The sequence below is a fragment of the Streptomyces sp. A5-4 genome (genome assembly GCF_051131715.1).
GTDB lineage: Bacteria > Actinomycetota > Actinomycetes > Streptomycetales > Streptomycetaceae > Streptomyces.
On record NZ_CP178591.1, the window covers coordinates 2079345 to 2097991 of the forward strand.

11 protein-coding genes and 4 pseudogenes are annotated in these 18647 nt (G+C 66.3%); 7 read left to right on the forward strand and 8 right to left on the reverse strand.

Annotated elements, in window-relative coordinates; genetic code table 11:
• The first annotated feature begins 59 nt into the window (after positions 1-59).
• The 5 genes and pseudogenes from ACLLJJ_RS09565 to ACLLJJ_RS09585 form a co-directional block, all read left to right on the forward strand.
• The gene (locus tag ACLLJJ_RS09565; protein WP_434600359.1) at positions 60-386 is read left to right on the forward strand and encodes a hypothetical protein; all 327 of its coding nucleotides are present in this window, start codon (positions 60-62) and stop codon (positions 384-386) included.
• On the forward strand, positions 386-1720 hold the full coding sequence (locus tag ACLLJJ_RS09570; protein ID WP_434588942.1) for an FtsK/SpoIIIE domain-containing protein: 1335 nt from the start codon (positions 386-388) through the stop codon (positions 1718-1720). Before ACLLJJ_RS09565 ends, ACLLJJ_RS09570 begins: the two co-directional genes overlap by 1 nt.
• Positions 1721-1883: 163 nt before the next feature.
• Positions 1884-3227 (forward strand): replication initiator, encoded by a 1344-nt coding sequence (locus ACLLJJ_RS09575; RefSeq protein WP_434588944.1) that lies wholly within the window; start codon positions 1884-1886, stop codon positions 3225-3227.
• On the forward strand, positions 3220-3405 hold the full coding sequence (locus ACLLJJ_RS09580; RefSeq protein ID WP_434588946.1) for a helix-turn-helix domain-containing protein: 186 nt from the start codon (positions 3220-3222) through the stop codon (positions 3403-3405). Before ACLLJJ_RS09575 ends, ACLLJJ_RS09580 begins: the two co-directional genes overlap by 8 nt.
• Positions 3402-4481: pseudogene (locus tag ACLLJJ_RS09585) on the forward strand (tyrosine-type recombinase/integrase); the annotation flags it as partial. The gene ACLLJJ_RS09580 and the pseudogene ACLLJJ_RS09585, both read left to right, overlap by 4 nt.
• 75 nt (positions 4482-4556) lie before the next feature.
• Here the strand turns inward: ACLLJJ_RS09585 and ACLLJJ_RS09590 are convergent.
• The 3 genes and pseudogenes from ACLLJJ_RS09590 to ACLLJJ_RS09600 all read right to left on the reverse strand — a co-directional run bounded on the left by ACLLJJ_RS09590 (position 4557) and on the right by ACLLJJ_RS09600 (position 7907).
• Positions 4557-5825 carry an IS256 family transposase gene (locus tag ACLLJJ_RS09590; protein ID WP_434600248.1) on the reverse strand — a complete coding sequence of 423 codons (1269 nt, stop codon included), beginning with the start codon at positions 5823-5825 and terminating at the stop codon, positions 4557-4559.
• A 158-nt stretch (positions 5826-5983) separates the two neighbouring features.
• A protein-coding gene (locus ACLLJJ_RS09595) for an IS5 family transposase (RefSeq protein ID WP_434588948.1) occupies positions 5984-6861 on the reverse strand; the annotation gives its coding sequence in 2 pieces (ribosomal slippage) (positions 5984-6508 and positions 6511-6861; 876 coding nt in all).
• 66 nt (positions 6862-6927) lie between these two features.
• Positions 6928-7907 (reverse strand): annotated as a pseudogene (locus ACLLJJ_RS09600) (IS5 family transposase).
• Between the two features lie 64 nt (positions 7908-7971).
• Between ACLLJJ_RS09600 and ACLLJJ_RS09605 the strand changes: the two are divergent.
• A pseudogene (locus ACLLJJ_RS09605) lies at positions 7972-8166 on the forward strand (site-specific integrase); the annotation flags it as partial.
• Positions 8167-8237: 71 nt separating this feature from the next.
• On the opposite strand, the gene ACLLJJ_RS09610 reads toward ACLLJJ_RS09605, so the two are convergent.
• The 4 genes and pseudogenes from ACLLJJ_RS09610 to ACLLJJ_RS09625 form a co-directional block, all read right to left on the reverse strand.
• Positions 8238-8483, reverse strand: a complete 246-nt coding sequence (locus ACLLJJ_RS09610; RefSeq protein ID WP_434588950.1) for a hypothetical protein — start codon at positions 8481-8483, stop codon at positions 8238-8240.
• Between the two features lie 16 nt (positions 8484-8499).
• Positions 8500-10806 (reverse strand): polymorphic toxin-type HINT domain-containing protein, encoded by a 2307-nt coding sequence (locus tag ACLLJJ_RS09615; protein WP_434588952.1) that lies wholly within the window; start codon positions 10804-10806, stop codon positions 8500-8502.
• A gap of 46 nt (positions 10807-10852) precedes the next feature.
• The gene (locus ACLLJJ_RS09620) at positions 10853-12241 is read right to left on the reverse strand and encodes an IS1380 family transposase (protein WP_434588954.1); all 1389 of its coding nucleotides are present in this window, start codon (positions 12239-12241) and stop codon (positions 10853-10855) included.
• Positions 12242-12362: 121 nt separating this feature from the next.
• Positions 12363-12542 (reverse strand): annotated as a pseudogene (locus ACLLJJ_RS09625) (hypothetical protein); the annotation flags it as partial.
• A gap of 151 nt (positions 12543-12693) precedes the next feature.
• On the opposite strand from ACLLJJ_RS09625, the gene ACLLJJ_RS09630 reads away from it, so the two are divergent.
• On the forward strand, positions 12694-13893 hold the full coding sequence (locus tag ACLLJJ_RS09630) for an ISAs1 family transposase (protein WP_434588956.1): 1200 nt from the start codon (positions 12694-12696) through the stop codon (positions 13891-13893).
• Here ACLLJJ_RS09630 and ACLLJJ_RS09635 read toward each other — a convergent pair.
• The gene (locus ACLLJJ_RS09635) at positions 13862-18538 is read right to left on the reverse strand and encodes an RHS repeat-associated core domain-containing protein (RefSeq protein ID WP_434588958.1); all 4677 of its coding nucleotides are present in this window, start codon (positions 18536-18538) and stop codon (positions 13862-13864) included. The genes ACLLJJ_RS09630 and ACLLJJ_RS09635 overlap by 32 nt on opposite strands.
• Positions 18539-18647 lie beyond the last annotated feature (109 nt).

The window sequence follows — 18647 nt, forward strand, 5'->3', positions numbered from 1 at the left end:
CACGATCACCCATACGAGTGACGCACGCCCTTCCCACCTGGAGGTTTGCCGTGAAGACCATGCCCATCGACCAGTCCCAGGCACTGGAGATCCTGGCCGCCGAACCCCGGGCGCGGTTCAAGGACCGGGAGGGCCGGGAGCGCGCGATCGACCGGGCCACCGGGGCCCAGCTGCACCAGGTGGACGTGATGTTCGCCTTCAACGGCCGGGCCGAAGTGATCACTGTGAACGTCCCGGAGCCCGGCCTGGGCAAGGGCCTGAAAGTCGGCATGCCGGTCGTCTTCACCGGGCTGGTGGCCTCGGCCTGGGAGAACGAGATCAATGGCAAGGACCGGCACGGCATCTCGCTGCGCGCCGACGCCGTCACCGTCAAGGCGAGCGCCTGATGCCCGCCACCCCGGGCGCCCTGGGCTTGTGGGCGCTGTGGCTCTTCGGCCTTGGAGTATTCGGCCTGCTTGGCTGGGGCGGGTTTTGCTTCATCCGCTGGTACCGGGCGGATACGGAGACCCGTGCCAGCCTTCGGCAGGCGCGGCAGATGCGGTGGGGCTGGAAGCGGCTGGCCCCGATGCTCGGCCTGGCGGTCAAGGACGCCACCCCCACCGTGCTCCAGCAGTTCAGCCCGGACGAGACGCCCGCCAAGCCACGAGTGCTGACACCGCGCCTGCACACCCGAGCTGACCCCTTCGGCGTCACTGTCACCGCGGATGCGCTGCCGCAGGCGGGCTTGAGCGCCTGGCAGGACGCCGCCGAAGGACTGCGCGACGCGTGGGGTATGCGGCGCATTCGCATCTCCCAGCCCAAGCCCGGTGTGATCGTAGCGCGCGGGTTCCGGCGCGAACCGCTGGAGGCCGTGATCCGCTCACCGCTGCTCGGCCCGGACGGGTCCCCGGCCTGCCGCCCGGGGCAGTTCATCTCCACGGATGAGGTGCTGCTGGGCTGGGACGAGGACGGCACCCCGATCGTGCTCAACCTCGCCTACTCCGCGCACGCCCTCGTCGCCGGGACCACCCGGTCGGGCAAGTCGATCACGGTGAACACCCTGCTCGCCTCGGCGTCGCTAATGCGGGACGTGCGCCTGATCGTGATCGACCCCAACCTCGGGGCCGTCGCCCCCTGGTGGCGCACCGCGTACAAGGTCTCCGACGCCACCCATCCCGATGAGCCGACGGAGATCCTGCGCTGGGTACGCGAGGAAATGCAGCGACGGGAGCGGCTGTTCTGGTCCGGGCGCACGGACCGCATCACCGCCTTCAGTGAGGAGCTGCCGCTGTTGCTGGTGGTGATCGACGAGGTGGCGAACTACACCCGGCACCCGGACCGCAAGGCCCGCGAACGGTTCGAAGCCGAACTGCTGGCCATCGCCAGCCAGGGCGCCAAGTTCGGGGTCCGGCTGTGGCTACTCACCCAGAAGCCCTCCGCCGACGTGCTGACCACCGCCGTACGCACCAACCTGTCGGCCCGCATCTGCCACCGCGTCGACACGATCGAGGACTTCCTTCACCTGTTCCCCGACGGCCGGGAACTGGACATCACCGCCGCCGACCGCACCATGCCCCAAGGCGTATCGATCGCCTCCATCGGCGACATGCGCACCCCGGTCCGGCTGCGCTCGGTGTACCTGACCACTGAAGCCTGCTGGAAGATCAACGACCTGATGTGCGCCTCCGGTCTGAAGGTGCGCGAGCTCCCCGCCCGCCTCGACCTGGACAAGGCCGCGTGAACCTCGCCGGCCACCCGCCCGAGCGGGCCAGTCCCACACCGGCCCGAGTCCGTACCGCAGTGATCCCCGGCAGAGGCGTGTAGTCGCCAAACCCTCGCCCCTGCCGGGGCCTCCCTCCCCATCCACGGCACGTAGGTGCCGAAACGCGAGAGGTCCTGCCAGCATGCCACCGCACAACCGCACCACCACAATCCCCCGCCCGAAACTGACCAGCTCCGACCTGGCCGCCTTCGCCACCTACCGGGATCTTCCGGGCCTGGTCCGACAGTTGTCTTCCCTCGGCGGCTGCGCGCAGCCGATCCGGCTCGAAGGACACCGCACCGAGATCAACACCACCACCGGCGAAATCCTGCGGGAACTCAAGTCCACGAAGATGCCCGCCGGGCACCTCCTGGTGCGCTGCGGCAACCGCCGCACCACCCGCTGCCCCTCCTGCGCCGAGCTCTACCGCCAGGACACCTTCCACCTCATGGCCGCCGGACTACGCGGCGGCAAAACCATCCCCAAGCAAGTCGCCACCCACCCACGGGTGTTCGCCACCCTCACCGCCCCGTCCTTCGGCCCGGTCCACGGCCGACGCTCCGCAACCTCCACGCGCTGCGGGTGCGGACGCACCCACACCAGGGACGACCCAGCTCTCGGCACCCCGCTCAACGCCGACCGATACGACTACACCGGCGCCGTCCTGTGGAACGCCCACGCTCCCACGCTGTGGGCCCGCTTCATGCTCCACCTGCGCCGCACCATCGCCGCCGCAGCCGGAATCCCCCAGCGTTCCCTCCCGGATATCGCCCAGATCTCGTACGCCAAGGTCGCCGAGTACCAGCGACGCGGGCTGATCCACTTCCACGCCGTGATCCGCCTCGACGGCCCCGCAGGCGGCTACACTCCGCCGCCCGCCTGCGCCACCCCGGAACTGCTCGCCGACGCCGTCCGCACTGCCGCCGCCAGCGCCCACGTCGACGGGCCCGAGATCGACGGCCCCGCCCACTCCTTCGTCTTCGGTAAAGAGCTGGATGTCAAGGCCATCCGGTCCGCTGCCTTCCATGACGGGACCACCATCACCGAGGGCAAGGTCGCCGGGTACGTCGCGAAGTACGCCACCAAGGGCGCCGAGAGCGCGACCGGCACCCTCGACCGCCGACTGAAGCTGATCGCCGAACTCGGCCAGGAAACCATTCCCGACCACGCCGCCCGCATGATCCGCACCGCCTGGGCCCTCGGCGCCCGCCGCGACCTCGAACACCTGAAACTGCGGGCCTGGGCCCACATGCTCGGCTTCCGCGGCCACTTCTCCACCAAGACCCGCGCCTACTCCACCACCCTCGGCGCGCTCCGCGACGCCCGCGCCGCCTGGCACCGCCGCCACATCCCCGCACCCGAGCCGACCACACTCGTGATCGCCCACTGGGCGTACGACGGGGTGGGGCTCCCCCCCGACCTCGAACGCCTTGCCACGCTCGTCGGCGGTCGGACCCGCCCCGAGGCGGTGACGGCCCGTGCGTAGCGACGAGCTCCTCACCGTCCCCGAGGCCATGGCTCGCCTCAAGATCGGACGCTCCGCCCTCTACGCCCTTCTGCGCACCCGGCGCCTGGCCTCGCTGACCATCGGCCGCGCCCGCCGCATCCCCGCCCACGCGCTCGACGACTACATCCAGCGCCACCTGGAAGAGGCCGCCCGATGACCGCTCCCCGCAAGAAGACCCGCGCGAACGGCGAGGGCACCATCTACCAGCGCAAGGATGGCCGTTGGGAAGCCGCCGGCTGCGTCCTCGTCGCCGACGGCAGCCGCAGGCGCGTCCGCGTCTACGGCACCACCCGCAAGGACGCCGCCGACAAACTCGCCGAGAAGATCACCGACAGCAACCGCGGCCTCCCCGTCGCAACGGCGGACAGCACCGTGGGCGTGTACCTCGCATACTGGCTCAACAGCGTCGCCGTCCACCGGCTGCGGGAGAACACCCACACCCGCTACGCCACCTGCATCCGCCTCTACCTCCAGCCCGGCCTCGGCACCAAGAAGCTCTCCCGGCTCACCGCCAAAGACGTACGCACGTTCCTCGACCGGCTCCGCACCGCCTGCCAGTGCTGCACCCGCGACCTCGATGTCACTTTGAGACGCTGCTGCGCCATCGGCGAATGCTGCGGCAAGCGGCTCTCACCGCTGACCGTTGCGTACGTGCACTCGGTCCTCAAGTCCGCCCTGGAGCACGGCGTCCGTGAGGACGAACTCCCGCGCAATATCGCCCGGAACGTCAAGTCCCCACAGCCGCGCCCACGCCGCTTCAACCCGCTCACGGCCGCTGAGGCCCGTCAGTTCCTCCAGGCAGCCAGACTGGACCGACTGCACGCCCTGTACGAACTCGCCCTGCGCACCGGCCTCCGCAAAGGCGAACTCCTCGGCCTCCACTGGGAAGACCTCGACCTCGACGGCGGCACCGCCAGCATCCACCGCTCCCTCCAGCGCACCCGCACCGGCGGCCTGACCATCCTGCACACCAAGACCCGTGCCTCCGAACGCCGCATCGCCCTCCCCACCGAATGCATCAACTCCCTCAAACTCCACCGGGAGCAAGAGCAGAAAGAACGCCAAGCTGCCGGAACGGGCTGGACGGACAGCGGTCTCGTCTTCACCACCCCGACTGGCGGCCCGCTCGATCCTGCCAACCTCACCCGGCGCTTTCGCCGACTCCTCGACCGTGCGGGGCTACGCCGCATCCGCTTCCACGACCTACGCCACTCCACCGCCACCCTGCTCCTAGGACGTGTTGGGTCTATCAGGATTCAGGTGTGGTTCGTCTGTTTGGCCTACAGGTTTTTCGGTGGGCTGTTCGGTCTACACCCGTCCGGCGGTGAGGCGGCCGTCGAAGAGGACGTCGAACTCGTTCAACGCCGACTTCCAGCGGTTGTTCCAGCGCTGGCGGCCGCGGCCGGTGGGGTCCAGGGCGAGGGTGGCGAGGTAGAGGCGCTTGAGGGCGGCGGTCTCGTTGGGGAAGTGTCCGCAGGCCTGGGCCGCGCGCCGGTAGCGGGCGTTGAGGGACTCGATCGCGTTGGTGGTGTAGACGACCTGCCGGATGGCGTCGGGAAGGCCGAGGAAGGGCACGAACTCGCTCCAGGCCCGCTCCCAGGTCCCGGCGATCGAGGGGTAGCGCTTGCCCCACTTGTCGTCGAAGTCCGTCAGCCGTGTCCGGGCCTCGTCCTCGTTGACGGCGGTGTAGACGGGCTTGAGGTCGCGGGCGACTTCGGCCCAGTCGCGGCGCGAGGCATAACGCAGGCTGGCACGCAGGAGGTGCACCACGCAGGTCTGGACCACGGTCTGGGGCCAGACTGCGTTCACTGCGTCAGGCAGGGCGCTGAGCCCGTCGCAGACCAGCATCAGCACGTCACGGACGCCTCTGTTCTTGATCTCGGTCAGCACCGTCTGCCAGTATTTGGCGCCCTCGCCGCCGTCCCCGGCCCACAGCCCGAGGATCTCGCGATAGCCGTCGGCGGTGACCGCGACGGCCACGTAGATGGGCCGGTTGGCGACAGAGCCGTCCCGGATCTTCACGTGCACGGCGTCGATGAAGATGACCGGGTAGACCGAGTCCAGCGGCCTCGTGCGCCACTCTGCCATCGATTCCAGGGCCTTGTCGGTGATCGTGGAGATGGTCTCCTTTGTCGTCGTCATCCCGTACGTCTGGGCGAGATGGGAGACGATTTCACCGGAGGTCAGTCCCTTCGCGGTCAGCGAGAGCACCAGGTCGTCCAACGCGCCGGTGCGGCGGGCGTACTTGGGCAGCATCCGGGGCTGGAAGGTACCCAGCCGGTCTCTGGGGACCTGCACCGTGACAGCACCGACCTCCGTCATCACCTTCTTGGCCCGGTACCCGTTACGGGTGTTGCCACCCGAGCGCGACCCGCGTCCACCGACCCGGCCGGCCTCCACGGCCAGATGCTCGTCCATCTCGGCTTCCAGAGCGGACTGCATCAGGTGCTGGGCCAGCTCCGGCAACAGGCCGCCCTCGCCCATCAGCCGCAGTCCCCCGCCGCGGACCTTCTCGGCCGCGAGCGCGGCCAGCTCCTCCAGCAGCTCGCTGGACAGACCGTTGTGCGATACCGGCATCGACTTCACGTCGGCACCCTGAGCGCCATCGCCGACCTCGGCAAGTGACACGCCGTCGACGCCCTCGATCAGGTGATCAGTCGTCGTACTCATCAGGCTCACTCCTTCGGGGAGACCCACACCTGATTCATGACACTCCCGACGTGTTTGAGATGTGGTCATAGCGACTGTCGTATCAAGGCGAGTTGGACGGTGGCTTCGTAGCGGACGGCGAGTTTGTCGTATCTCGTGGCGACGCCACGGGCTTGCTTCAGCAGGGCGAATCGGCACTCGACTTTGTGCCTGCGTTTGTACATCTCGCGGTCGAAGGCAGGTGGGCGTCCGCCTGCCGAACCTCGTCGGAGGCGGTGTCCTGCCTGGTCACGCTTCTCCGGGATGGTGTGCGGGATCTGGCGTTTGCGCAGGTAGGAGCGGATGGCGCGGGAGGAGTAGGCCCGGTCGGCAAGCACGTGGACGGGCCGGGTCCGTGGGCGCCCACCACCGGTCCGGGGGACACGGATCCGGGCCATCACCTGCTCGAAGGCCGGTGCGTCACCCTTCTGTCCGGCGGTGATGACAGCGGCCAGGACGTGGAAGGAAGCGTCGACGGCGAGGTGAATCTTGGTGGTCAACCCGCCGCGCGAACGTCCGAGACCGTGGTCGTCCGGCTCGGCCGCCAGGCCGTCCTCGCGCGGCCGGCCCGGATCGTCAGCCCCTTTTTGCGGGCCCCGGCGGCATGCTGATGTGCGCGGCACACGGTGGAGTCGACCGAGACCTCCCACTCGATGATCCCGTCGGCATCCGCTTTGACCTGCAACTTCGTCAGGATCCGGGTCCAGGTCGCGTCGACCTGCCAGCGCCGGAACACCGCATATGCCGTCTCCCAGGGCCCGTACCGCTCGGGCAGATCCCGCCAGGGCGAGCCGGTCCGGGCCCGCCACCAGATCCCGTCGAACACCTGCCGCCGATCCCTCGGAGGCCGGCCCATCTTCGGTATCGGAGGCAACAGCGGCTCCAGCCGATCCCACTGCGCGTCCGTCAGGTCACCACGAGACATCCCAAGATCATTTCATAACCTTGATCAACATCTCAAACACGTCCTAGGGCCTGTGTGATGTCGTGATCAGTCGGCGGTCTTTGATAGGTCGTCGATCCAGATCATCGCGGCGCGGAGGTGGACGCCGGCGAGGTAGCTCTCGGGCGATTTGTCATATCGGGTGGCGATTCCTCGCCAGGCCTTCAGCTTGTTGATCAGGCGCTCGACGGTGTTCCGCTCCTTGTAAAGGTCCGCGTCATAGGTGACGGGTCGGCCACCTCGTGCGCCCTTCTTCTTCCGGTGGGCGGCCTGGTCCTTCTTCTCGGGGATGACCGCTTTGATGCCGCGTTTGCGCAGGTAGGAGCGGTTGCCGCGGGATGAGTAGGCCTTGTCCGCGGCGACCGCGCCGGGTCTGCTGCGAGGGCGGCCGACGGGCAGGCGGACTCGGACCCGCGCGAGTACGGGGATGAACTGGGGGCTGTCCCCGGCCTGCCCGGCGGTCAGGACCAGCGCGAGCGGACGGCACCTGCGGTCTGCGGCGAGATGAAGTTTGCTGGTCAGCCCGCCCCGGGACCTGCCGAGCACAGCTTCTTTCAGGCGGAGCTTGCGCCTGCGCCGGGTCCGCCGGCGCTCGTCCTGTCCGTTCTGTTCCTCCGGTCCCCCCCTTTTTGCCGTGCGGTCTCCTGCTCCTGCGCGGCTTCTTCCAGGGCGTCCATGAGGTGCTTGCTGACACGCATGCCTGCGGCGTCGTGGTGGGCGCGGACCGTTGTGGAATCCACGCTGACCAGCGACAAGTCTGTTCGTCCGGCGCGGGCGCCTTCGGCGATCAGGCCTTCCAGCAGGGCGGAGAACACGCCGGCGTTCCGCCAGACGCGGAAGCGTCCGTAGACGGTGGCCCAGGGGCCGAACTCTGCAGGCATCTCCCGCCACTGACCGCTGGACCTAAACCGCCAGATCACACCCTCGAACTGCTCCCGCAACCGCTCCGGATACGGACCGTACCTACCGATCGGCAGATACGGCTCGATGAACTTCCACTGATCATGGGTGAGTTGCCTACGCGTCACGACCAAGGTCCTACCGGATCCCGCTCCCACAAAGAGGCGAAACACGGTAACTGATCACGACATGACACAGGCCCTAGAGCAGGGCGTCGACCTCGTCGTGATCAAAGAGCTGCTCGGCCACGCCCACATCGGCGTCACCGCCGGCGTCTACGCCCACGTACGGCTGCGCCTCCAGCGCCAGGCCATCGACGCCATGAACATCGCTCTGCAAGAGCCGGAGAAGCCTGACAATCCACCGTCAGCGGCAGCCGTCCACTGACGTTGCCGTCAGCGTTGCCGTCAAGACCCAGAAGGCCCCCCCGGAGCGTTCCGGAGGGGCCTTCTGGAGCTTCATCTCATTCTTGCCTGAGCAATTTTAATTGCCCAGATCATGAACGCTACGGGGATGTCCCCGACTCGAGGATCGACGCTAACAACCGCACCTCCCCACGCACCATCTTCAGGAATCGAGATGGCCAGGATTGAATCATTTCGATTCACCTGCGGGTCGCGAAATTCAATTACATGCTCTCCGGAGGAGACGTCGTCGAAGTCGATGACCTCAATATCTCTTCCTTCGAATTCTTCACTAGACACGTCCGGACACTCCACTTCAGTCCAAGAACCCTGAGAAGCCGCCGGACTGCGAGAACCGAGCCCCTCGACCGTCTGGGAGGCGGATGTCAGTGACGTCCTGCCACTGACCGTTAATGCGCCCCCGCCCCTGTGATGCGACGCCTCCGGGGTGGGTCAAAATGTCGTCAAGTTGATCTCGACCCAGGGCGTTCCAAGAACCCGGATTCCGCTTCCCCGAAGGTACGGGCCAGCGCCCGCTATTTGAAGCACGTCCCGCATGCTTCGATAGCGCATTTCCTGCAAGTTCAAATTCCCCCCTCTTGTCCTTCGGGTCAAGTTTCCGCCCAGACGCAGAAGCCTCATCCAGGCCGAAGCCACATCCGCCGGAATTATGTACCAGGACCGGCGTAGCCCCCGCCAGCACATAGTACGTGTGCAGGTCGTCGACGGTGAGGTTGTAGGTCCTGGCATGCCTCGTGAAGGAGCGGTTCGCCGTCACGATTACGGTGTCGCCGGTGTCGGTGAGGAGCGTCATCCCTGGCGCGAGATCCGCCGCCTCGACCCACTGCCCCTCGGAAGGAGACCAGAAGGGGTGCTCGTGGGTCGCCGTCAGTGGCCGGACACCGTCGTCGGTGGCTATCGACAACTTATTGAAGTGCTTGTCATCCTCGGTAACGATGAGACGCGTCACTTCCCGCGGCCCTGACTCACCTGTTTCAGGATCCCTCGCCAGGACCTTGTCACCGACCTCGACATCTTCAATGTCCTTCGTCTTCCCATCAGCCATCAGCACATCAGTGCCGGCCAGGAAGCACTTGTTGCAGTCCGATCCCTTTCGATTCCCTCCTCGCGCCCCGCCACGACCGCCTACTCCTCCGAGCACCCCGAAAGCTGCAACGGACCCGGCATACAGCCCCCACATTTCACCCATTGCGGGACAGCTAGCAGCATGACAGGCACCGGCTGATGCGACCGCGATATCCGTACTGAAGGCAGGATCCGCATAGCAATCCAGCGTCGCGGCGGGGCCACAGAATTCACGTATTTTCGCGTAGAAAAAGTCGATGAACTGTTGGGTCTTCTTCCACCTGACAGGGATATCGACACCCGGATATACAGCAATCTTGCCATTGCCGTCATTGTCCGTACCCGTGACGCCCTCAACCTGCCAACCACCGCCACAGCTGCTATTGCATTCGTGTGGCTGCGATGGCAGGCCGCCGCCAGTGCCCTCATTTGGCCGCCCGGTACCTCGCTTACCATCCGGCGTCATAGGGCAGGGTTCAGGCGCCCCATTGCCACCACAAGGCAGGCCGAGACCGCTGGGGTCAGTATTGGAGAGAGGGTTCTGAGCGCCGTAGCTGTATCCGTTGAGCGTCTGCGCGATGTCAGCCTGCAACAACGGGTCGACGCTGATGAATTGGCCGGTAGCTGGATCATATTCCCGGGCGCCGACATGGGTAAGCCCGGTGGTCGTGTCGGCCGGCTTGCCGAGGAATGCCTTGTCGTCAGGCCAGTTCGTTGCCGAGGCGCCACGAGAGGCGCCGAAGGGCATGGTGTAGCGCTTGCTGGTGACGGCCCAGGTGGTGGCGTCGATTGCGAGGCCCGACGTGCCATGGTGGTCGCCGGCCAGGAAATTGAGTTTGGTGCCCGATATGGTCTTGGTGGTGACGTCTTGTACGGCGGTTCGGACAGCTATGTTCTGGGCTGCCGCTCCGTAGTAACGGGTACCCGTCAGGGTCTTAGTGGCTCCCTTGGCGCTGAGCCGGACCTCGGTCGCGCCGAGATAGAGGACGGTGTCGCCGTCGCTCTTGGTGGAGCGTCGAATGAGCAACTCGCCTGAGGCATCGTAAAGATAGCGAGTGCCCGTGGCGGGCTTGGTTCCCGCTGCGGGTTCGGCAGCGGAGACGAGTTTGCCTTCGGTGTTCCACACCAGATCCTGGGTGGCCTGGGTGCCGGGACGGCTCGTGGTGTTGCCGGCAGAGTCATAACCGTAGCTGGCGGACTTTGGTCCGGTGGTCTTCGCAAGGGGGTGAGGCTGCCCCGTTTTGGTGCCGTATTCGTAACTAGTGGTGGTGGTGCCTGCGAGGGCGTGCGTAGCTTCAGTTCTGCGCTGACCGGCGTCGGTGTAGGTGTAGCTGTTCCAGTACGGGGCTGCGCCGTCGAGGTTCGTCGTCGTGCGTCCCGCGACGCCACAGTCTGCCGTTTTCGGGGTCCAGGCGTTACTGAGCCCGGATCCACCGGCTTGATTTTGGATTGATCGTTTCGGGGGTGTGCAGGCCGCGTCGAGGCTGAGCTGTGGATTCGGGCATGGGGTGGCCGCTGGTCTGTCCAGCTCTTCCACTTGTCCACAGGTCTCGGGCCCTTTCGGGCAGGTCGGTCAGGGAGCGTCAGAGGGCTGGTGGCGCATGCACCGTGCTGAAGAGCTGGGTGAAGTCCCCGCTCCAGGGCCAGCGTTCGGGCAGGTGCAGGGTGAGGCGGCGGGCCGAGCGGGCCAGGCGGGCGGGCACGCTGATCAGGTGGTCACGGATGGTGGCGGTGGTCGCTCTGGCATGGAACGTTCCGGCCAGGGTGCCGGCGGCGCGGGTCAGGTTGTGCGCCACGGCTGCCAGTGCGAGCCACGCGGCATTGGCCTGGAAATGCCCGGACGGCGCGTGGGCGAAGGCGCTGTTCTTGACATCCGCGATCACCTGCTCGACGACAGCGTGCCGACGGTGATCGGCTTCGGCGTCCTTCAAGGAGAGCGGGGAGTCGGTGAATGCGGCGTGGTAGCGCCAGGTGTCGAAGAGCGTGCCCTGCCCTGCAGGGACGGCGCCATGGCCCAGGCGCTTGACGCGGCGCACGATCAGACGGGCGGCGACCTGCTGCTTCTTCGGCTTGGAAGTGAACGCGGTGTAGGAGACCTCGGCAATCTCAGCGTCCGAGATCCAGCACTGGCCCTCCTCGTCCCAGACCGCTTGGGGATATTTGATCGGCGTCCACGCGTCCTCGTTGATGCGGGCGATCGCGGCCTTGACGGAGGTGTTCATCCGAGCCGTGACCGAGAAACGGGCGCCCAGCGTCCGGCAGGCATTGATGACGTCCGCGCCGTAGAACGCGGAGTCCGTCCGTACCACCAGCAGGCCGCTCGCGCCGCAGGCGCGGGCGGTACGGATGTTCTCGGCCACGAAAGCTGCCGCCCCGCGCGCGGAGTTCGAGGGTCCCATGCGCAGCCTCGTGGCGGCGATCACCGGGGCGGACAGGGGTGTGGAGACAATGCCGAGCAGTGCGTTCAGGCCCTTGACCTTGCTGTATCCGTATCCGGCGCCCTGCTTGGCGTAGCCGTAGGTGCGGCGGATGGTGTCATCGACATCCACGTAGGCGACCTGGTCCGCGCCGGGCAGCAGCGGGGCGTGACGGGCCAGTTTGGGCAGCAACCGGCGGGCCACGGCGTGCAGTTGCTTCACATGCCCGTGCGTGAAGGAACGCAGAAACGACCCCAGCGTGGACGGGGCCCGCACTCCGGAGAACAGGCGGCCCATCGCACCGTGCCGCAGCCGGTCCATGTCATCGATGCTGTCGGCGCCCGCGACCATGCCGCCCACCAGCGACATCAGTTTCGCCGCGGGGAAGGCGCCGGTGCCGTCCTTCGAGCGCGGCAGCCTGATGAGATCATCGGCCAGAGTCGGCAGACCACACCGCTCGGCCAGCCGGATCACCGGCTCCAGCCCGCCGTACGCGACCAGATTCGGATCGTCGAACACGGATGAGACCGCCGCCGCGGCATGGGAAGATTGCATCTCGGAAGTGCCTTGCCGATCGTGCCTGATGTGGTCCTAGAGAAACCCCATCATCGCAGGTCACAAGGCACTTCTTTATTTCCGGAGAAACTATCCACAGGTATCAAGCCGGTGGATCCGGGCTGAGCCGCCGATGGCCGTCGTAGGTGAAACATTGATTGTCGGCTTTGCCGGTACCACCGAGCGTCGCACTGTCGAAAATGGAAGTGACGTTGCCTGCGTCGTCCTGGTTGAAGGCGAGGTCTTGCAGCATGTAACTGTGGAAGTCGGTAGTGACGTAGGACTTCTTGAGGCGTCGGGTCAGGGCGGTTGCAAGTTCCGGGATCGCGTAGATCGTCCGCGCCCAGCGGGAGTTGACGCGGCAACAGCACAGGCACGAGACCGGTGATCATCAGGGTGTCTACGCCAGCTGATCACTTTGAGGTCCCGTGCCTGCCGCTCCATCCTTCCCGATGCCTGCTGTTCTGGCGAAACTGGGTCCCCTCCACGAGCACGACACCGGTCGCCTGTGCGCCCACTTCGGGCGCGTACCCGATCCGCGTTCGCGTCGCGGTCGGTGGTATCCCCTGGTCGGCTTGCTGCTGATCTGCGCCTGCGCAGTCGTCTCCGGCGCCCGGACGATCACCGAGATCACCGAGTGGGGACAGCGCGCCACCACCACGGTGCTGGAACAGTTCGGCATCCGCCGCCACCTGCCCGGACGTCGGCGAGCCCCGTCCCATGCCACCCTCACCCGGCTCCTGGCCGCCCTCGACGGCGATGCCCTGGACACTGCGATCGGTGCCTACCTGACCGAACGCGACCACACCGATGTCGGCCGCACCGTCTCGTCGCCGCGGCCGGCGATCGCGGTGGACGGCAAGGCGCTGTCCGGATCCGCGCACCGGCAGCAGCGCCACCGGCACCTGCTGTCCGCCGTCACCCACGCCCCCACCGTCACCCTGGCCCAGCGGGAGGTGGGGGCCAAGACCAACGAGACGGCCGCCTTCCGCCCGCTGCTGGAACCACTCGATCTGGCCGGCGCCGTGGTCACCTTCGACGCCCTGCACAGCGTCAAGGATCAGGTGCGCTGGCTGGTGCAGGAGAAGAAGGCCCACTACATCGCGGTGATCAAGGGAAACCAGCCGACCGCGTCGGCCCAGGTCAAAGCTCTGCCGTGGGAGCAGGTGCCCGTGGCGCACACGGTCTCCGGGACCGGGCACGGGCGGCGGGAGTCCCGCTCGGTCAAGGCCATGGCCATCGCTGAGAACCTGGGCGGGATCGCCTTCCCGGAAGCGCGGCTGGCCTTGCGCATCCACCGGCGCCGCCAGGAGAGCGGCAAGCGGCAGACCCGGGAGACGGTCTACGCCGTCACCAGCCTCGATACCCACCAGGCCAGCCCCGCTGACCTGGGCGGATACGTACGCGGGCACTGGGGAATCGAAAATTTCAGCCACCATGTCAGAGATGTGGTGTTCGCCGAGGACGCCTCCACCGTCCACACCGGCAGCGCGCCGCGGGCGATGGCCGCTCTGCGGAACCTGGCCATCGGCAGGCTGCGACTGCTGGGAGCGGACAACATCGCCAAGACCACCCGAGCGATCCGGGACGCACCCGAACACGCCGTCTGGATCTGGGGCATCACCGACAGCCCGCTCCTACCGGGAACTTGAAGCCGCCCTGGCGTCGGGTACCGGCTTCATATCCGAAGTTGAGGTACATCTTCTTGGAGGACGTCGCACTGTCGGTACCGAGGCCGAGCCGTTCAAGGTCTCCGACGGGTGAGTAGCCGGCGTCCTGGAGGTAGCCGGTGGTGCCCTTCGCGGTCTGCTGGAGCCCCACGCCTTTGAAGTTGTACGTGTTGCTGACCGTTTCGGCGGGAAGTACCGCGACAGCCGGTTGGCGGGCCGAGTTGACAGTTCCGTCGAGGTTGTAGCTGGCGGTGAAGGACAGCGTCTGGGGTACTCCTGCAGCGACCAGCGGCTCCTTGGTCTTGTCCGGCAGGATCAGCTGGTGGCCAGTGGGCTGATAGAGGTTGTCGTAGCTCGTGACCTTCTGCGTGTACGCCTTGCCGGTGATGCCACCGTCGTAACGCACCGCAGTGTCCTGCTGCCCCTTGGCCAGGGTGTCGAAAGTCCACGCAGCGATCTTCGTGGCGTCGCTCTTCGTGCCTTCCCATAGGCCGGTCTTACGGCCGAGCGGGTCGTAGGCGGAGTGGAGCGTCTGGCCACGAGAGTCGGTTGTGCTGATCGTCTGGTCCAGAGCGTTGTAGCCCGTGTCGGACTTGCCCTTGTCAGGATCGGTTGAGCTGACCTGGCGTCCGAACAAGTCATAGGAGTAAGACCACTTGGTTTGATCAGGGCCTGTAACGGTGGCTTGCCGGCCATCCAGGTTGTACGTGAAGTTGGTCGTGGTGAAGTCGGTTCCGGTCGGCTGCGATCCGCCGTACTCACGCCGCTCCGTGGTTTGGCCTAGGGCATTGGTAACGACAGCCGTGGCCTGCCCGCCGGCGGGAGCCGTGGACGCGACGGTGTCGCCCGTGTATCTGGTGTCGACCGTCCAGCGAGGCGTACCGCGGGTCTTCGTGACGGCCGTGACGGCGCGGCCGGCACCGTCGTAGGCGGTGTCGGTCTGGACAGGGGCCTGTCCACCATCGGTCTCAACGATCTTGCCGGACGGGGTAGCTGCCGCATCCCAAATGTCGGACTGAGCGGAGTACGCCTGGCCTCGGTCGTCGTAGAGGGTCTGCGCGATGACGGTGCCGCCGGACGGCGAAGGGGTCTGAATCTGACGAGACCGCAGGAGGGAGTCATAGATCTCGAAGGTGGTGTTGTAGCCATTGCCATCGCCCTTGGCGATGGCCGTGGACACCCACGGCAGGCCGGAAGCAGAGATGCTGTAGTCGAAGACCCGGTTCGGAGGCGCGCCCAGAATCTTGAGCCGGTTGGGCAACCAGACTTTGGTGACTCGGCCGAGCGCATCATGCTCGGACTCGGTCGTCTTGCCGTTGGGGTCTACACCCTTCTCCACCACGCCGGTTGCGAAGTCCAGACTGTTCGAGGACTTGTGCCCCTCCGTATTCGTGATCGAGGTGGCAGTCAGAGGACCACTCGACGCCGGTGTGTAGGTATTGGTGGAGCCCACCGCATCGTTGGTGTCCTTCACCACCAGCGGGCGGCCCAACGTGTCGTACGTAGTGGTGGCTACCCTTTGCCAGACCGGGGCATTGGCCGAGTCGTATCCCTTTGCGCGGCCGGCCCACTTGACGTCACCCTTGGTCGGCTCCTGCACCTCTGACCAGGTGGTTGCGTCGTACGTACTCGCGACATCAGAGAGAACGTCGCCGGGACGGGTCGAATCGACCGGCAGGTTCAGGTCCGAGTCGTCCACGGAGCACTTCCGGGCGACCGTACGCATGCGTGAAACAAGGCTGTTGATTCCGAGCTTGCTGTTGCGGGCGTACCACGTGCGAGTGCAAGTCTCGTCACCAGTCACCGCGGTGTCACCCTGGTCCTCGACAGAGGAGACCATTCCGTGGTCGTCATAGCTTGAGTCGGTGGTACGCACCCGGTCACGCGGTGTGACACCACTGGTGATGTTGGTGCGCTCGTGAGTGGCTCCGACGCGCACGTAGTACGCCTCGGTGTCCGCGTAGGACTTGTGTTGGGTTGCGGTGCGCTTGGACCACGGGTCGTTGACGGTTCCGCTCACCTCGGAGGCACCGTTGTAGGTGACGCTTTCACGAGTGAAACCGGCGTACTGATCCGAATCGGTGATGGACGGAGCCTTGATCCCGGCGACTGCGGCGGCCTGGCGTTTTTCCTTGTCAGGCGTCCTGCCGTCTTCGCCCAGGACCCGATCCCCGTTCATTCCGCGCAAGTAGACGGTGACGGTCTTGCCCTGGGGCTTGTTCGCGTCTCCTGCGACACCTGTGAGGCTGGTGACCTTGCCATAGCCACGCCAGATCGACCAGGTGCGTTCCTTCTTCTTGGTCAAGGGGTCGTTGCTGTAGTGCCAGGCCCCGCCGCCCGCGTACTGGTAGGTGTGCGTCACGGTGTCGGAACCACCGCGGGGGTCCGTAGTACGTACGCCCGTCACCGGGTACTTGTGGAACCAGTCGAGAATCGGTTCCTTCTCCCCGTTGGGGGACCAATAGACGGGGTAGCAGCGCCGAGTGTTGGCGTCGACCTTGGGCATGGCCTGGCCCGCGACACAATCGGCCGGCATGTAGTCGACAATGGTGGCCGCGCCCGCCTCGGACGTGACTGCCTTCAGTCGAGGCTTTTCCAACGGAAGAATGTCGTCCGAGGCACTGTCGACTCGGTTGGGGCGGAATTCATGGTCGAACTTGACCGGGTCCAGGGTGATGTCGGTGCCGCGCATTCCGGTGTGGCGGATCTCGTCCAGCCACAGGGACTGATCGCTGGAGTCTCCCGTGTCGCCGGGGTCGAGGTACTTCTGCTTGAGCGACCACCCATCCACGGCGGCGAAGCCCGGGGTGGCTGCTGCAGCGTCCCACGCGGAGGTCGTGATACTGGTCATGCGCTTGCGGGTGAAGAAGGTGGGGCCGCCGTTTCCGGTGCACTTCTCGTCGGCTTTGCACGCGGCGTCGTAAGGCACATCGGGCCAGTTGTCGCGCGTGTCTTCGGTCAATGCGTCGCAGCCGGTGCCGGACGCCAGGCAGCGCTCGTCGTAGTAGAAGGTGACTTTGTTCGATGCTGCTGGAGTTGCGGAGAACAAGGCATCGGCGTTCTGGCCGTATCTGATTTCTTCCAGATAGCCGCCACGGGTGTAGGCCGTTCCGTTGTTGTCGTCGCTCAGCTTGTCGTAGTAGTTGGACTCGGCTTTGTACCAGTAGGACATGGCGTTCTTGTGAGTGTCCTCGACGTAATCGAGGTTCCACCTCCAGCCCTGCGTCTTGGCCCGGTCGGCGAGGGTAGTGCCGTCTTCGTAGCCGGGCTCACCCTCATCGTCACCGAAGACCGGCACAGTCCAAACCGAGTCGGTGCGGTCACTCGCCGCGGCACCTTCAAGTTTGTGCTGGCCGAACACATACTTGGTGCCGTCGCCGGTGATGACAGTCCAGTACTCGCCGTCGTCGTCACCGTTGTCGTTGGTCGAACTCGTGGAGTGGGTGACGGTGGACGCATCGTCACTCCCCAGCCGCCACGCACCGCTGGTGTCGTCCTTGACCAACTCTGTGGCCTTGCCGTTCAGGACGAGGGAAGCATTGTCGTACTTCCAGCACAGGTCGTTCTTCTCGTCATGCCCGTCGTCGTCACAGGAGCCGTACTTGCGCTCGATGTACGAGGAGGTGAGGTCGAAGCCTTCACCGATCGCGGTGCCCTGGTTGTTGGTCGACGCCGTGCGCCCGTCCACGCTCCCGGAGTTGTAGGAGAGGGAGAGATCCGGCCGCGGACCGGCTGCGGCGGGCGGGGTCCGCAACGGATAGGACCAGTTGAAGGTGCCCGAAGACCCTCCTGCCTCCCACGTCGAGGACGCCGCGAGCGGGGTGGCCTTGTAGTCGCCGGCGGCAGACTTGGCACCTGCTGCCAGGGCAAGAACCATCGTCTGGCCGGTTGTCCGAGCCTGTGGAGCCGAGCCGAAGGCCAGTCTGGCCTGCAATTCCTGGTCGCTGCGTTTGTTGGTGAAGTCAAGCGGGGCACGGGTGCGGCACTTGGCCTTTGTCGGGTCGCTCAGGGCGCAGTCGGGCAGGCGCAGGACCTGTAGGCGCCCGGCCCAGTCGCCACCGTAGGCGGAGGCGAACGCAGCGTATTTGATGCCGAGTTGGGCGCTTCCACCGCCCTTGGGGCCCGTCGCGGTCAGCACAAGGCCCTTGACCCCGAGCTTCTGCGCAGCCCGTTGATCGAGGACCCGCACCGTGACGGAGGCGGCAGTCGGCACCCTCTTGGCGCCCTTGCCGACCGACGGGGGTGCCAGCGATACCGGGAGGTTGCCTGGCTCGGCGCTGTCCGTGCCGTGGCCGGCCGACGTCAGCGTGCTCTTCCCCGACTTCGGCCAGGTGACCTGCCTGCCTTGATCTTTCTTGGCCCGTTCGGCGGCGGTTTGATCTGCGGCAGCGGCCCTCTTCAAGGCGGCGGCTGCCGCCTTGTCACCCTTGGCTACGAACGGCACGACCTTGTCCGAGCTGTGCCCGGGCAGCTTGGGGCGGCCCAACGGGTCCGGATCGACTGCGAAGGCCACTGGTGTCAGCAGCCCCGGTATCAGCGCAAAACCGAGCGTCGTCGCGATGCGGCGTGTCCAGGGTCGTCGCGGACGTGCACTGGGTCTCCTGGCTTGAGCCGATCCGAACAACATCATTCCCGCCCCTACTGTGGGTCGCGCCCCGTGAGGGCGCGCCCGGCCACTGCCCCGGTCTCATGGCAGGGGCGTATCGGTTGGTGTGTGCGCATTGGGCGATGGGCTC

Bases quoted from the DNA above. Each gene is read 5' to 3' on its own strand.
- ACLLJJ_RS09565 (WP_434600359.1), top strand. From the start codon at position 60: ATGCCCATCGACCAGTCCCAGGCACTGGAGATCCTGGCCGCCGAACCC.
- ACLLJJ_RS09570 (WP_434588942.1), top strand. From the start codon at position 386: ATGCCCGCCACCCCGGGCGCCCTGGGCTTGTGGGCGCTGTGGCTCTTC.
- ACLLJJ_RS09575 (WP_434588944.1), top strand. From the start codon at position 1,884: ATGCCACCGCACAACCGCACCACCACAATCCCCCGCCCGAAACTGACC.
- ACLLJJ_RS09590 (WP_434600248.1), bottom strand. From the start codon at position 5,825: ATGCCGGTATCGCACAACGGTCTGTCCAGCGAGCTGCTGGAGGAGCTG.
- ACLLJJ_RS09620 (WP_434588954.1), bottom strand. From the start codon at position 12,241: ATGCAATCTTCCCATGCCGCGGCGGCGGTCTCATCCGTGTTCGACGAT.
- ACLLJJ_RS09630 (WP_434588956.1), top strand. From the start codon at position 12,694: ATGCCTGCTGTTCTGGCGAAACTGGGTCCCCTCCACGAGCACGACACC.
- ACLLJJ_RS09635 (WP_434588958.1), bottom strand. From the start codon at position 18,538: ATGTTGTTCGGATCGGCTCAAGCCAGGAGACCCAGTGCACGTCCGCGA.